This window comes from Micromonospora sp. WMMD980 (assembly GCF_029626035.1).
Lineage (GTDB): Bacteria > Actinomycetota > Actinomycetes > Mycobacteriales > Micromonosporaceae > Micromonospora.
Map to the genome: position 1 here is coordinate 6,620,307 of NZ_JARUBE010000003.1, position 14,980 is coordinate 6,635,286.

Annotated in this window: 10 protein-coding genes; 9 read left to right on the top strand and 1 reads right to left on the bottom strand. The window is 74.3% G+C overall.

Annotated elements, in window-relative coordinates:
• Window positions 1-67: 67 nt before the first annotated feature.
• The 5 genes from thrB to prfA all read left to right on the top strand — a co-directional run bounded on the left by thrB (window position 68) and on the right by prfA (window position 8,814).
• The gene (gene thrB / locus O7618_RS31350) at window positions 68-970 is read left to right on the top strand and encodes a homoserine kinase (protein WP_278109736.1); all 903 of its coding nucleotides are present in this window, start codon (window positions 68-70) and stop codon (window positions 968-970) included.
• Window positions 971-1,309: 339 nt separating this feature from the next.
• Complete coding sequence (rho, locus tag O7618_RS31355; RefSeq protein WP_278109737.1) at window positions 1,310-3,472, top strand: transcription termination factor Rho; 2,163 nt, start codon at window positions 1,310-1,312, stop codon at window positions 3,470-3,472.
• 140 nt (window positions 3,473-3,612) lie between these two features.
• A complete protein-coding gene (locus O7618_RS31360; RefSeq protein WP_278109739.1) occupies window positions 3,613-7,068 on the top strand; it encodes a phosphodiester glycosidase family protein in 3,456 nt (1,151 codons plus the stop codon).
• Between the two features lie 333 nt (window positions 7,069-7,401).
• The gene (rpmE, locus tag O7618_RS31365) at window positions 7,402-7,626 is read left to right on the top strand and encodes a 50S ribosomal protein L31 (RefSeq protein WP_181570044.1); all 225 of its coding nucleotides are present in this window, start codon (window positions 7,402-7,404) and stop codon (window positions 7,624-7,626) included.
• Between the two features lie 99 nt (window positions 7,627-7,725).
• A complete protein-coding gene (prfA, locus tag O7618_RS31370) occupies window positions 7,726-8,814 on the top strand; it encodes a peptide chain release factor 1 (RefSeq protein WP_278109740.1) in 1,089 nt (362 codons plus the stop codon).
• 67 nt (window positions 8,815-8,881) lie between these two features.
• On the opposite strand, the gene O7618_RS31375 is transcribed toward prfA, so the two are convergent.
• Window positions 8,882-10,435: a GGDEF domain-containing protein gene (locus tag O7618_RS31375; RefSeq protein ID WP_278109743.1), complete on the bottom strand. Its 1,554-nt coding sequence runs from the start codon at window positions 10,433-10,435 to the stop codon at window positions 8,882-8,884.
• A 73-nt stretch (window positions 10,436-10,508) separates the two neighbouring features.
• Between O7618_RS31375 and prmC the strand changes: the two genes are divergently transcribed.
• The 4 genes from prmC (at window position 10,509) to O7618_RS31395 (ending at window position 14,936) form a co-directional block, all read left to right on the top strand.
• Window positions 10,509-11,456 carry a peptide chain release factor N(5)-glutamine methyltransferase gene (gene prmC / locus O7618_RS31380; protein ID WP_278109744.1) on the top strand — a complete coding sequence of 316 codons (948 nt, stop codon included), beginning with the start codon at window positions 10,509-10,511 and terminating at the stop codon, window positions 11,454-11,456.
• Complete coding sequence (locus tag O7618_RS31385; RefSeq protein WP_278110222.1) at window positions 11,456-12,100, top strand: L-threonylcarbamoyladenylate synthase; 645 nt, start codon at window positions 11,456-11,458, stop codon at window positions 12,098-12,100. Before prmC ends, O7618_RS31385 begins: the two co-directional genes overlap by 1 nt.
• Window positions 12,101-12,712 (top strand): phosphotyrosine protein phosphatase, encoded by a 612-nt coding sequence (locus tag O7618_RS31390; protein ID WP_278109745.1) that lies wholly within the window; start codon window positions 12,101-12,103, stop codon window positions 12,710-12,712.
• 112 nt (window positions 12,713-12,824) lie between these two features.
• On the top strand, window positions 12,825-14,936 hold the full coding sequence (locus tag O7618_RS31395) for a transglycosylase domain-containing protein (RefSeq protein WP_278109746.1): 2,112 nt from the start codon (window positions 12,825-12,827) through the stop codon (window positions 14,934-14,936).
• Window positions 14,937-14,980: the final 44 nt, after the last annotated feature.

The following is a 14,980-nucleotide window of genomic DNA, read 5'->3' on the forward strand; positions in this document are numbered from 1 at the left end:
CCGCCCTCCGGTCCCAGGCTCCGGGCGGGTCCGGTGCGTGGTCGCGGTCAGGCCCTAGCATGAGCCGGTGCCGACGACTTTCGCCTCCGGTCCGGTCCGGGTCCGAGTGCCCGCGACCAGCGCCAACCTCGGCCCCGGCTTCGACGCGCTCGGGCTGGCTCTCGGCCGGCACGACGACGTGACCGCCGAGGTGACCGACGGCGGCGTACGGGTGGTGGTCACCGGTGAGGGCGCCGGTGAGCTGCCGTCGGACGACCGGCACCTGGTGGTGACCGCCATGCGGGCCGCCTTCGAGGTGCTCGGCGCGCAGCCCGCCGGCCTGGCGCTGGAGTGCGTCAACCGGATCCCGCAGGCCCGTGGTCTCGGCTCGTCCTCGGCGGCGATCGTGGCCGGGGTGCTGGCCGCCCGCGCGCTGGTGGTCGACGGCGAGCGGCGGATGGCCGACGACGCGGCGCTGCGGTTGGCGGCGGAGTTGGAGGGGCATCCGGACAACGTGGCGCCCTGCCTGCTCGGCGGCTTCACGATCGCCTGGACGGAGCCGACCGGCGCCCGCGCGGTGTCGCTGCCGGTGGCGCCGGCGGTCCGCCCCACCGTCTTCGTGCCGGCCGAGCGCGGCCTGACCTCGGTGGCCCGGGCCGCGCTGCCGGCCTCCGTGCCGCACGCCGACGCCGCGTCCAACGCCGGCCGGGCCGCGCTGCTGGTGCACGCGCTGACCGCCGACCCGGCCCTGCTGCTGCCGGCGACCGTCGACCGCCTGCACCAGGAGCAGCGGGCCCCGGGGCTGCCGGGCACCGCGAAACTGGTCGCTGAGCTGCGTGGGGCCGGTGTGGCCGCAGTGGTCAGCGGGGCCGGTCCGACGGTCCTGGCGCTCTCCGACGTGCCGGCGGGGTTCGAGGCGGGAACAGACTGGCGCCGGTGGGAGTTGCCCACAGATGTCAGCGGGGCCCGGGTTTTCCGGGGTAGACTTTGACACGCCGAGCGGGACCCTGTTGCCGCAGGTCGGAAGAGTTGATTACGCTCTAGACCGAGCACAGCCGCGAAGCATGCGATCTTCCTGCGGTTCGGCGCACCACCGAGGCTCTCGGCGGTCAGCCCGTCACCCCTGCCCAAGGCCTACGCCGCACCGCAGTTTCCACAGGTCGCCGCAGACGGCGAGACCTGCTCACCGATGTTGGTGAGTCGGGAGACCGCCCGGCTGCTGTGTCACAGACTCCCGCGACGCGTCCATGCGAGGCGGGTGCACCGAGGCCGCCCGGCCACCTGGTTCCACGACTCCGGGCAGTCCCGGCCTATCGAGGGAAGGAATCCATTGAGCGACACCACCGACGTGACGTCGGATGTTTCCAACGTCGCTGGCGATGCCACCACCGCCGCCCCCACGCGCCGTCGGCGTAGCGGCACCGGCTTGTCGGCGATGCTGCTGCCGGAGCTCCAGAGCCTGGCCGCGTCGCTCGGCATCTCTGGTACGGCTCGCATGCGCAAGGGCGAGCTGATCAGTGCGATCACCGAGCGGCAGGGCGGCGCCGCCGCCGGAACCCCTCGACCGCGGGCCGAGGTCGCGGCCGCGGCCGCTCCCGCCCGTGAGGAGGTGCACGCCGAGGTCCAGGAGCGGACCGAGGGGGAGCGCCGCACCGCCGAGCAGGCGCCGGCCGCCGAGGTGACCGAGGGTCGTACCCGGGGTCGTCGCAGCCGGGCCGCCGCCGCGACCGCCCCGGCCGCACCCGCCGAGGCGCGGCCGGCCGAGACGCGTGCCGAGGAGGCTCCCGCCGAGACCGGCGACCGGGCCGAGCGCGGTGGCGACCGGGCGGAGCGCACCGACGACCGGGGCCGTGAGCGGTCCGATCGTGGCGGCGAGCGTGCCGAGCGGGGCGACCGCGCCGAGCGGGGCGACCGTGCCGAGCGGGGCGACCGTGCCGAGCGGGGCGACCGTGCCGAGCGGGGCGACCGCAACGAGCGGGCCGAGCGGGGCGACCGCAACGACCGGGGTGACCGCAACGACCGCGGTGACCGCAACGACCGGGGCGAGCGCGGCGAGCGTAACGACCGCGGTGAGCGGGCCGAGCGCGGCGACCGGGGTGACCGTAACGACCGCGGTGACCGTAACGACCGCGGTGACCGTAACGACCGGGGTGACCGCAACGACCGGGGTGACCGCAACGACCGCGGTGACCGCAACGACCGGGGGCCGCGCGCCGACCGGGACAACGACGACGACGACGAGGGCGGCGGCCGGCGGGGCCGGCGCAGCCGGTTCCGGGACCGTCGACGCGGACGCGGCGAGCGTGGCGAGGGCGGCGACGGCGGCGGTGGCGGTGGCCGCGAGCCGCAGGTCGGCGAGGACGACGTGCTCGTCCCGGTCGCCGGCATCGTCGACGTGCTCGACAACTACGCCTTCGTCCGGACCACCGGCTACCTGGCCGGGCCGAACGACGTGTACGTCTCGATGTCCCAGATCAAGAAGTACGGCCTGCGCCGCGGTGACGCCATCACCGGCGCGGTCCGCGCGGCCCGGGACGGCGAGCAGCGGCGCGACAAGTACAACCCGCTGGTCCGGCTGGACACCATCAACGGCATGGAGCCGGAGGAGGCGCGGCGCCGGCCGGAGTTCTACAAGCTCACCCCGCTCTACCCGCAGGAGCGACTGCGGCTGGAGACCGAGCCGCACATCCTGACCACCCGGGTGATCGACCTGGTGATGCCGATCGGCAAGGGCCAGCGGGCGCTCATCCAGTCGCCGCCCAAGGCGGGCAAGACGATGGTGTTGCAGGCGATCGCGAACGCGATCACCCGCAACAACCCGGAGTGCCACCTGATGGTGGTGCTGGTCGACGAGCGGCCCGAAGAGGTCACCGACATGCAGCGGTCGATCAAGGGCGAGGTCATCGCGGCCACGTTCGACCGTCCGCCGCAGGACCACACCACGGTGGCCGAGCTGGCGATCGAGCGGGCAAAGCGTCTGGTCGAGCTGGGCCACGACGTGGTCGTGCTGCTCGACTCGGTGACCCGGCTCGGTCGGTCGTACAACCTGGCGGCGCCGGCCTCGGGTCGGATCATGTCGGGTGGTATCGACTCCACCGCGCTCTACCCGCCGAAGCGTTTCCTCGGCGCCGCCCGCAACATCGAGAACGGCGGCTCGCTGACCATCATCGCCACCGCGCTGGTGGAGACCGGGTCCATGGCGGACACGGTCATCTTCGAGGAGTTCAAGGGCACCGGCAACGCCGAGCTGAAGCTGGACCGGAAGATCGCCGACAAGCGGGTCTTCCCGGCGATCGACATCAACCCCACCGGTACGCGTAAGGAGGAGGTCCTGTTCGCGCCGGAGGAGCTGGCGATCATCCACAAGCTCCGCAAGGTGCTGCACTCGCTGGACTCGCAGGCGGCGCTCGATCTCCTGCTGGACCGGCTCAAGCAGTCCCGCACCAACATCGAGTTCCTGATGCAGATCGCGAAGTCCACTCCGGGCGAGTGAGCTGACGGATCGACGACGAGGGGCACGGCCGGCGGCCGTGCCCCTCGCTCGTGTCCGGGACGCGCCCGGCGATGAAGTTTTTCTACGGTTAAGCCATGAGATATTGAAACTTCTGTTCATGGTCGGGTTGACTGTCGTCCATGCGAATCCGCAGACGATCCGCCCGTCTCACCGGCGTCCTGCTGCTCACACCGCTGCTCACCGTCGCCGCTCCGGTGCCGCCCGCCGCCGCCGCGCCGCCCGCGGCGCGGCCGGCGCAGGCCCCGGCCACGCCGGCCGAGGACGCGCCGGCGGCGTCCTCCCGTCCCGAATCCGCTGTCGCGCTGGCCGGTGTGGAGCCCGGCGACGGCCTGGAGACCGCGAAGACCACCCGTCCGGTCGCGCCCGGTCTCGACCTGACCTCCTTCGACAGGTATGACGCCGCCGGCTGGCTGCGCGCCGACGCCCTCACCGCCGACCTCTCCGGCGGGCTGACCGTGGACTACGTCAACTCCGGCGCGGTCACCCGGGACGAGCCGCTGCGGGCGGCGGTGGACCGCTCACGGGCGGTCGCGGCGGTCAACGGCGACTTCTTCGACATCAACAACTCCGGTGCCGCGCAGGGTGTCGGCATCCGCTCCGGCGAACTGGTGCAGTCGGCGGTCGCCGGGCACCCCAACGCGGTCGGGATCGACGCCCGGGGCATCGGCCGGGTGGTGCAGGTCGGCTTCGAGGGCACCGCGGCGCTGCCCGCCGGGCCGGTGCCGCTCACCCAGTTCAACAACATGGTGCAGCGTGACGGCGTCGGGGTGTTCACCCCGCTGTGGGGCTCGTACCCCCGGCGGCGGGCGGTGGACGGCGCCGTTCGGGTGGTCGAGGTGACGCTGACCGGCGGCCGGGTCGCCGCCGTGGCCACCACGGCGGGGGAGGGGCCGATCCCGGCCGGCAGCACGGTGCTGCTCGGCCGCGAGGCCGGCGCGGACGCGCTCGCCGCGCTGCGCCCCGGCGACGCGGTGGACGTGTCCTGGCGCCCGCGCGCCTCCGACGGCGGCGACCTGCGCGCCGCGGTGGGCGGTGGCACCGTGCTGGTCCGCGACGGGGTGGTGCAGACCGTCGCCGACCCGTCGCTGGCTCCGCGTACCTCGGTGGGGTTCTCCGCCGACGGCCGCAAGATGATCATGATGACGGTGGACGGGCGTCAGGTCGACAGCCGGGGCGTCACCCAGACCGAGATGGGCCGGATGATGCTCGAACTGGGCGCGGCGAACGCGCTCAACCTCGACGGCGGCGGCTCCTCCACGCTGCTGGCCCGCGAGCCGGGCGCGGCGGCGGTCCAGGTGGAGAACAGCCCCTCCGACGGCAGCGAGCGGCCGGTGCCGAACGGCCTGGCGATCTACGCGCCGAAGGGCAGCGGCCGGCTCACCGGCTACTGGCTGGAGACCGCGAGCGACCCGACCGCCGCGCCGGGCGTCGCCCCGGTGCGCGGCGGTCGACCGGACCGGGTCTTCCCCGGCCTCACCCGTCGGCTCACCGCCGCCGGCTACGACGAGACGTACGGTCCGGCGGCGGGCGAGCCGCGCTGGCGGGCCACGCACGGCCGGGTGGACGCCGACGGCGTCTTCCGGGCCGGCAGCCCCGGCCCGAGCACCGTCACCGCCACGCGGGGGCGGGCCCGGGGCACGCTCGACCTGACCGTGCTCGGCCCGCTGGAGCGGGTCGACGCCACCGTCGACCGGGTCGGCCTCGACCGGGCCGGCGACACCGGCCTGTTCGGCGTGGTCGGCTACGACACCGAGGGGAACACCGCGCCGATCGAGCCGGCCGACCTGAAACTGGAGTACGACCACGAGTTGCTCTCCGTCACGCCCACCGCCGACGGCAACCTGGCCGTCGAGGCGCTCGGCGACGCCGGCTCCGCGCTGGTCACCGCCCGGGTCGGCACGCGTACCACGGTGCTGCCGGTGACCGTCGGGCTGACCGACGTGCCGGTGGCCGGCTTCGACGACGCCGCGTCCTGGACGTTCAGCCAGGCCCGGGCCGCCGGCTCGGTCGCCCCGGCCGACGGGCACACCGGCACCGGCCTGCGGATGTCGTACGACTTCGACCGGTCCACCGGCACCCGGGCCGCCTACGCCGACCCGCCGGCCTGGATCGACGTGCCCGGCCAGCCGCAGGCGTTCGGCATGTGGATCAAGGCGAACGGCACCGGCGAGTGGCCGAGCCTGCACCTGCACGACGCGCAGGACACCCAGTTCGTGCTGCGCGGACCCTACCTGGACTGGACCGGCTGGAAGTACGTCGAGTTCGCCGTCCCGCCCGGCGTGCAGTACCCGGTGCGGGTGCGCCGGTTCTACGTCGCCGAGACCGATCCGGCCAAGCAGTACCGCAGCGAGATGGTCGTCGACGACCTGGTCGCCCGGGTGCCGCCGGACGTGCAGGCCCCGCCGGAGCCGAACCGTACCGACCGGGTGGTGCTGCGCGACGGCACCGTGGACGGCGCGCCCTGGCGCTTCGCGGTGCTCTCCGACGCCCAGTTCGTCGCCGCCGACCCGGACAGCGAACTGGTCGTCCAGGCCCGCCGTACGCTGCGCGAGGTCCGCGCCGCCCGGCCGGACTTCCTGGTCATCGACGGCGACTTCGTGGACACCGCCTACCCGGCCGACTTCGCGCTGGCGAAGCGGATCCTCAACGAGGAGTTGGGCGGCCAGGTGCCCTACTACTACGTGCCGGGCAACCACGAGATCATGGGTGCCCCGATCGACAACTTCCGGAGCGTCTTCGGCGACACCTCCCGCGTCCTCGACCACCGGGGCACCCGCCTCGTCACCCTGTCCACGGCCGCCGGTTCGCTGCGCGGGGGCGGGTTCGACCAGGTGGAGCTGCTGCGCCGGACGCTGGACCAGGCCGCCGCCGACCGGTCGATCGGCTCGGTCGCGGTGCTGTTCCACCACCCGCCGCGCGACCCCAGCCCGGCCAAGGCCAGCCAGCTCGGCGACCGGAAGGAGGCCGCCCTGGTCGAGCAGTGGCTGGCCGACTTCCAGCACCGCACCGGCAAGGGCGCGGTGGTGGTCAACGGGCACGTCGGCACGTTCCACGCCGACCGGGTGGACGGCGTGCCGTACGTGGTCAACGGCAACGCGGGCAAGGACCCGTCCACACCGGCCGGGCAGGGCGGGTTCACCGGCTGGACCGAGTTCGGGGTCGACCCGGTGACGCCGCGGGAGGCGGAGCGGGCCCGCCGCGACCCGCTCCGCGAGGGGCCGGAGTGGGTCGCCGCGGAGATCCACGCCCACGCCGACCGGCTGGCGCTGAGCACGCCGGCGGAGGTGCGCCTCGGCGCCCCGGCCACCGTGGCGGCCACGCTCACCCAGCCCGGCGGCCGGCAGGTGCCGGTGGCCGCGCCGGTCAGCGCCGACTGGGCCGGCTCGCCCAACCTGCACATCGGCGACGCGTCCGGGGTACGCCCGTGGCACGTGGCCCGCTTCGATCCGGCGACCGGGCGGCTCACCGCGCTGCGCCCGGGCGGCCGGGTGCTGCTCACGGTCACGGTCAACGGCGTCCGCGCCGAGGCGACGGTGACCACCGCCGCGGCGGCCCGGGCGCGGGCCGCCGCCTGAGGCCGGCGGGAGGGCTCCTCGACCTGGGGGAGAAGCGCTCCCGCCGGCCCGCGCGTCGTCGATCATGAGGATGACGGCGCCGGTTGTCCGCATTGTCGCGGTCACCCTCATGAGCGGCGCGACCCGGTGGGCGGGCGAGGCGTGGGGACGGGGTGGGTGGGAATGCGGGGAGATGGCCGGGCGTTGTGGCGGGCGGACCTGCTGTGCCGGCCGGTCGACCACCATGGCACACTGGTCAATCGGCCACCGGTTCCGGTTCACGTCCGAGCCCGTCGTGACGACGGGCAGCACCGAGGGCGACCCGGCGACCACCCACGAAAGGACCGAGGCGACATGAAGCCCAACATCCACCCGGAGTACACGACCACCGAGGTCCGCTGCTCCTGCGGCAACACGTTCACGACCCGCAGCACCGCCAAGGGCGGCGCCATCAGCGTCGAGACCTGCAGCGCCTGCCACCCGTTCTACACCGGTAAGCAGCGCGTGCTGGACACCGCCGGTCGGGTCGCGAAGTTCCAGCAGAAGTACGCCAAGGTTCAGGCCAAGAAGGCCAAGTAGCTCCACCGACGACGCCCGTGTCCGGCTCCTGCCGGGCACGGGCGTTCGTCCGTTTTCCGCCGGTGTCGTCGTGTCGTCGTCCGAAGGAGCATCCGCAGCATGAGCAGTGAGCGCCTGGCCGCCCTCCTCGACGAGTACGCCGAGCTGGAGAAGCGGCTGGCCGACCCGGCCATCCACGCCGACCAGGGCACCGCCCGGCGGGTCGGCCGGCGGTACGCCGAGCTGGTCCCGCTGCACAAGGCGGCCGGCGAGCTGGAGCAGGCCCGGGCCGACCTCATCGCCGCCCGCGAGCTGGCCGCCGAGGACGCCTCGTTCGCCGCCGAGGCGGACGCCCTCGCCGCCGCCCTGCCGGCGTTGGAGGAGCGCCTCGCCGAGCTGCTCATCCCGCGCGACCCGCACGACGCCAAGGACGTGATCGTCGAGATCAAGGCCGGCGAGGGTGGCGAGGAGTCGGCGTTGTTCGCCGGCGACCTGCTGCGGATGTACACCCGCTACGCGGAGCGGCGGGGCTGGCTCACCGAGGTGATCGACGCCCAGGACTCCGACCTCGGCGGCGTGAAGGACGTCTCCCTGGCGATCAAGACCAAGGGCGTGCCCGACGGTGGCAACGGCGTCTGGTCGCGGCTCAAGTGGGAGGGTGGCGTGCACCGGGTGCAGCGCGTGCCGGTGACCGAGTCGCAGGGCCGGATCCACACCAGCGCGGCCGGCGTGCTGGTGCTGCCCGAGGCGGAGGACGTCGACGTCACCATCGACCCGAACGAGCTGCGGATCGACGTGTTCCGCTCGTCCGGGCCAGGCGGCCAGTCGGTCAACACCACCGACTCGGCGGTCCGGATCACGCACGTGCCGACCGGCATCGTGGTCTCCTGCCAGAACGAGAAGTCGCAGTTGCAGAACCGCGAGCAGGCGATGCGGATCCTGCGTGCCCGGCTGCTCGCGGTGGCGCAGGAGCAGGCCGACGCGGCCGCCTCGGACGCCCGCAAGGCGCAGGTCCGCACCGTGGACCGGTCCGAGCGGATCCGCACCTACAACTTCCCGCAGAACCGGATCACCGACCACCGGATCGGCTACACCGCCTACAACCTGGACCTGGCGCTCGCCGGCGAGCTGGACGGGGTGCTGGACGCGCTGGCCGAGGCGGACCGCGCGGCCCGGCTGGCCGGTGGCACCGAGTTGTCCCGCCGCTGACCGCCGGGGTGTTAACAGGGGGCCCCGCCTCTACCGGAGGCGTTAACAGGGGGCCCCGCCTTACACCTCAGCTCGCGCGGAGACGGTCCTTCGCGCGCAGCATCTCGCGGTCGGCCAGCTCGAACGCGGCGCCGAGCGCCTCCCGGACGCTGATCGTGGTGCTGCCGTCGACCTCGGCGAAGCCGATGGTCACCCCGACCGGAGTGCCCGGCACCAGCGACTCCCAGTCCTCGGTGCGCACGGCCGCCTCGATCCGCCGGGCCACCTCCACCGCCTCCGACATGCCGGTGTCAGGCAGCACCACGACGAACTCGTCGCCGCCGTAGCGGGCCACGAAGTCACCCCGCCGCATCACCCGGTTGATCACGCCGGCCACCCGTTGCAGCACCAGGTCGCCCGAGTGGTGACCGTGGCGGGTGTTGACCGCCTTGAACCCGTCGAGGTCGCAGACGCCGATCACCACCCGCTCGCCCCGGGACACCACCGCGCCGAGATAACGCTCCAGCCGCCGCCGGTTGGGCAGCCCGGTGAGCGGGTCGGTGAGCGCCTCGCCCTCGTAGCGGGCGGCCTCGCGGCGCATCTCCTCGTGGTCGATCCGGGCGGCGATGCCGTCGATGTAGACGTCGCGCAGCCGGTCGCTGCGCCGCGCGGCCAGCCGGAACGCGTGCCGGTCCGCGCGGTGCGCGCCGGCGTGGTCGCCGGCCCGGGCCAGCGCGATGCTGCGCAGCCGGGGTGCCTCGGCCGCGCCCAGCGTCTCGTCGGAGACCCGGATGGCGTCCAGTCGGGTGACCGCCTCGATCGGGCGGCCGGCCGCGACCGCCAGGCAGACCTGGCCGAGCTGGCGCAGGTCGCGGGCGCGGGCGCTGTCCCCGCCGTGGCCGAGCAGTCGGTTCGGGTCGGCGTCCCCGGCGGACTCCACCCGGTCGCCGAGCGCGGCCCGGCGGGCGGCGGCGTACCCGTAGGCGGCCAGGCTGCTGGGTCGCAGGTTGCCGGCCCGCCCGCCGCGCAGGAACCGGGCCAGGTCGCCGGCCACGTCCCGCAGCACCCGCAGGCAGCCGTCGCTGTCGCCGTTGTGGTCCAGCGCCACGGCGTTGCGCAGCCGGATCCCCGGCGCGGCGAACGTCTCCTCCGGGATGCCGGCGCTCAGCCCGACCTCGCGGGCCCGCTCGATCGCGCCCAGCGCGTGACCGTGGAAGCTGAGGTAGGAGTAGGCCATCGCCAGGTCGTGCCAGCCCCATGCGGTGTCCCGGTCCGGGGCGTCGTCGGCGCCCAGCGCGCGGGCCGCCCGGACCAGGTGCATGACGCAGCGGTCGAGCGCGCCCTGATGGTGGGCGGCGAGCGCGGCGAGCGCGTTGAGGTGCCCGTGCAGGTAGGGCTCGGCCAGGTCACGCACGGCGGCGGAGGCGTCCTCGACGGCGCGGGTGAACTCGGCGGTCCGACCGAGATTGATCAGCGCGGACAGGCGCTGGACCAGCGCGTCGGCCCGGGCGTACGGGTCGTCGGTGGTGCGGATCACGCGATCGAGCAGGACGCACGCCTCGGCGGAGCGGCTGGCCTCCTGCAACGCGCGCGCGCTCCGGAGGGCGTCAACCTGGTCCTCGACCTGGTCGAGCCAGCCCACTCGCGACCTCCCTGCCGTGTGCGCCCGGACGCACCCGCTCGTGTGGCGACCCGCGACGCTTCATGATTATTGCGTGAGCACACTCCCGCAACACCCGTCCGAAGGGACAGAACGCGAACGGGTCTCGGTGGTGGTCGCCCGGACGGCACGGGCACTGGCCTCCGCCGGTGTCGAATCGCCCCGGGCGGAGGCCGAGCAACTGGCCGCGTACGTGCTCCAGGTGCCGCGCGGCCGGCTGGCGCTGGCCGACGGTTTCACCCCTGCGCAGCGCGACCGGCTCGACACGCTCGCCGACCGGCGGGTGGCCCGGGAGCCGTTGCAGCACCTCATCGGGGCGGCCGGGTTCCGGCACCTGGAGCTGTCGGTCGGCCCCGGGGTGTTCGTGCCCCGGCCGGAGACCGAGCTGCTGGCCGGCTGGGGGATCGACGCGGCCCGCCGGCTCGCCGCGCCGCTCGTGGTCGACCTGTGCAGCGGCTCCGGCGCGATCGCGCTGGCGGTGGCGCAGGAGGTGCCGGCGGCCCGGGTGGTGGCGGTGGAGCGGTCCCCGGCCGCGCTGGGCTGGCTGCGCCGCAACGTCGCCGCGCGCGCCGACGCCGGGGACCGGCCGGTCGAGGTGGTGGTCGCCGACGTCACCGACCCGGAGTTGCTGGCGGACCTGGTCGGCCGGGTCGACGTGCTGCTCTGCAACCCGCCGTACGTGCCGAGGTCGACGCCGGTGCCGCCGGAGGTGGCCGGCCACGACCCGGACGAGGCGGTGTTCGGCGGCGCGGACGGGTTGGACGTGATCCGCCCGGTGGTGGCGCGCGCCGCGACGCTGCTGCGACCGGGCGGCGTGATCGGCGTCGAGCACGACGACACGCACGCGACGGCGGCGCCGGCGGTGTTCTCCGCTGACGGTCGGTACGAGCGCGTCGAGGAGCACCGGGACCTGGCCGGGCGCCCCCGCTGGGCCACCGCGTCCCGCCGGGCGGACGGCCGTCACGCCGACCCCGCCCCGGCGTGGCAGACTGACTTCTCGTGATGCTCTACGACTGTCGGTCGCCCGCCGACCGGGACCGCGGCATCGCCGCTGCCATCGAGGCCGTCAAGAACGGCGAACTCGTCGTCCTGCCGACCGACACGGTCTACGGCATCGGGGCGGACGCGTTCACGCCGTACGCGGTGAAGGCCCTGGCGGACACCAAGGGTGGCGCCCGGCAGGCGCCCCCGGTGCTGATCGGTTCCCGGCACACGCTCGACGGCCTGGTCTTCTCGCTCCCGCAGGCGGCCCGCGACCTGGTCGAGGCGTTCTGGCCGGGCGCGCTGACGATCGTGGTGGAACACTCGCCGAGCCTGGCCTGGGACCTGGGCGACACCAGCGGCACGGTCGCGGTGCGGATGCCGTTGCACCCGGTCGCGCTGGAGGTGCTGCGGGAGACCGGTCCGATGGCGGTGGCTTCGGCCAACAAGATCGGCCAGCCGGCCGCGCTCACCGCCGAGGAGGCGCGCGACCAGCTCGGTTACGGCGTGCGGGCCTACCTGGAGGCCGGCCCGGCGGTGGACCCGGTGCCGAGCACCATCGTCGACGTGACCGGGGAGGTGCCCCGGGTGCTGCGGCAGGGCGCGGTGACGTTGGCGAAGCTGCGTGAGGTGGCGCCGGGCATGCTCGACGAGCGGGGGTTCTGAGTGCCGCCTTTCACCGTCCTGCACGTCTGCATGGGCAACATCTGCCGGTCGCCGATGGCCGAACGGCTGCTGCTGCTCGCCGTCCGGGAGCGGCTGGCCCGTCTCGACGTCGACCCGGCCGGCTCGGACGCGTTGGTGCACAGCCACAGCGCCGGCACCGGTGGCTGGCACGCCGGTGAGGAGATGAACCCGCCGGCGGCGCGGCAGGTGATCGCGCGCGGGGGCGAGGTGACCGGTTTCGCCGCGCGACGGCTGCGCTCCGACCTGATCGACGCCGCGGACCTGGTGCTCACCGCCACCGCCGACCAGCAGGAGTACGTGGTGGCGCTGCGGCCGGACGCCGCCGGTCGCACGTTCGTGCTGGGTGAGTTCGGCCGGCTGCTCGGCCCGCTGGACCGGTCGGCCCTGCCGGCGGCGGAGGCGACACCGGAGGCGGTGCACGCCCGGGGCGTGGCGCTGGTGGCGGCCGTCGAGGCGGCCCGGCAGGGCGCTTCCGCGCTGCCCACCGACGACCTCGACGACCCCTGGGGCCGGGGCGACCAGTGCTTCAGCCGGGTGGCCGACGAGATCGAGGAGACGGTCCAGCCGCTAGCCGCGGTGCTGCTGCCCTGAGGTTCATCCTTTCTCGCGAACTTCCTGCGCATTTCTCCGAAGCAGCCGGCAAACCGGGCGAATCCGGTCATTCTTGACGGGTCCATACGGCCGGCTCCTGCGGGGAGAGCTGATGAACCGCGCCCATCTCGACAAGCTGTTCACCGTTCTGCTCGCCGGCGTGCTCGCCGGCCTGGCCCTGGCCGCCGCGGCGCTGCCGGCCGCGCTGGTCTTCGGGCTGGGCGTGAAGAACCTGATGCCGTACACCGAGCTGCCCGAGGCGCTCAAGGCGCCGCAGCCGGCGCAGCGCTCCAACCTGTACGCCAACGACGGCCGCACGCTGGTCACCTCGTTCTACGTGGAGGACCGGGTGGACGTGCCGGTCGGCGAGGTGGCGCCGGTGATGCGCGACGCCATCGTGGCCGCCGAGGACGTCCGCTTCTACGAGCACCACGGCGTCGACGTGCGCGGCGTGCTGCGGGCGCTGACGGCCAACCGCAAGGAGGGCACCCGGCAGGGCGCGTCCACGCTGACCATGCAGTACGTGCGCAACGCGCTGGCCGGCGACCCCCGGCTGACCGAGCAGCAGCGGGCCGCGGCCACCGAGATCACCGCCGGGCGCAAGATCCGCGAGATGCGGTACGCGCTGACCCTGGAACGGCGGGTCGGCAAGGACGAGATCCTCGGCCGCTACCTGAACATCGCCTACTTCGGCGCCGGGGCGTACGGCATCGCCGCCGCCAGCAAGCGCTACTTCTCCACCACCCCGAACCGGCTCACGCTGGGCCAGGCGGCCATGCTCGCCGGGTTGGTGCGCGCGCCGGACCACGACGACCCGATCAACGGCGACTCCGGCGCGGCGCTGGACCGCCGCGCGTACGTGCTGGACCGGATGGCGGAGACCGGACGGGTCAGCCCGGCGGACGCGGCGGCGGCCAAGGGCACCCCGCTGAACCTGAAGCCCAACGCCACCCCGAACGACTGCGCCGCGGTGCCCGCCGACCACAACGACTGGGGCTTCTTCTGCGACTGGTTCACCCAGTGGTGGAACGCCCAGCCGGCGTTCGGCCAGACCGTCGACGAGCGGCAGCGCACGCTGCGCCGTGGCGGCTGGTCGATCGTCTCCTCGCTCGACCCGGACGTGCAGGCCAAGGCGAGCGAGCAGGTGCGCACGATCTACCCGGAGACGATCCAGCGCGCCGCGCCGACCGCAGTGGTGCAGCCGGGCACCGGCCGGGTGCTGGCCCTGGCCGTGAACCGTGGCTACGGCGTGGGCGACAACCCGGACGGGCAGCAGAACTACCCGAACACGGTCAACCAGCTCGTGGCCGGGGGCGGCGGCATCGCCGGCTACCAGGCCGGCTCGACGTTCAAGCTGTTCGCCCTGCTGGCCGCGCTGGAAGCCGGGATGCCGCTGGACACCGAGTTCGACGCGCCGCGCGTCTACGTCACCAAGTACCCGATCGACGGCGGCCCGGCCAGCTGCGGCGGCCGGTGGTGCCCGGCGAACGCCAACACCTACTGGATGGACGGCGACCGGGACATGTGGGACGCGTTCGGCCGCTCGGTGAACACCTACTTCGCCTGGCTGACCGAGCGGGTCGGCGCGGACCGGGTGGTCGAGATGGCCGAGCGGCTGGGCATCGTGTTCCGCGCGCCGCAGGACGCGAAGATGGCCCGCGACGGGGCGGCGAACTGGGGGCCGTTCACCCTCGGCGTCTCCGCCACCACGCCGCTGGACCTGGCCAACGCCTACGCCACGGTGGCCGCCGAGGGCACCTGGTGCCGGCCCACCCCGGTCACCTCGATCACCGACGCGACCGGCCGGCGGGTGGCCGCCGGCGACACCGACTGCCGGCAGGTGCTCGACACCGAGGTGGCCCGCGCGGCGGCCGACGCCAGCCGCTGCCCGGTGGGCGACCAGTCGATGTACCGGCGTTGCGCCGGCGGCACGGCCGAGGATCTGGCCCCGGGCCTGCGCCGGCCGCTGGGCGGCAAGACCGGCAGCTCGGAGCGGAACGCCACGGAGACCGTGGTGGCGTTCACCCCGCAGCTCGCCGTGGCGACCATCGCGGCGAACCCGGACGACCCGCGCGACGCGGTCGGCGGGGGCGTGCAGAAGCGGCAGATCCCGGCGGTCGGGCGCATCCTCGCCTGGGCGCTGCGCGACCAGCCGGTACGCGACTTCGTCCCCCCGGGCGAGTCCGTCGCCTTCCAGCACACCAACCCCCGCACCGGCAACTGAGGTGTAAGGAGGGGCCCCTTGTTAACGCCTGGCGATAACAGGGG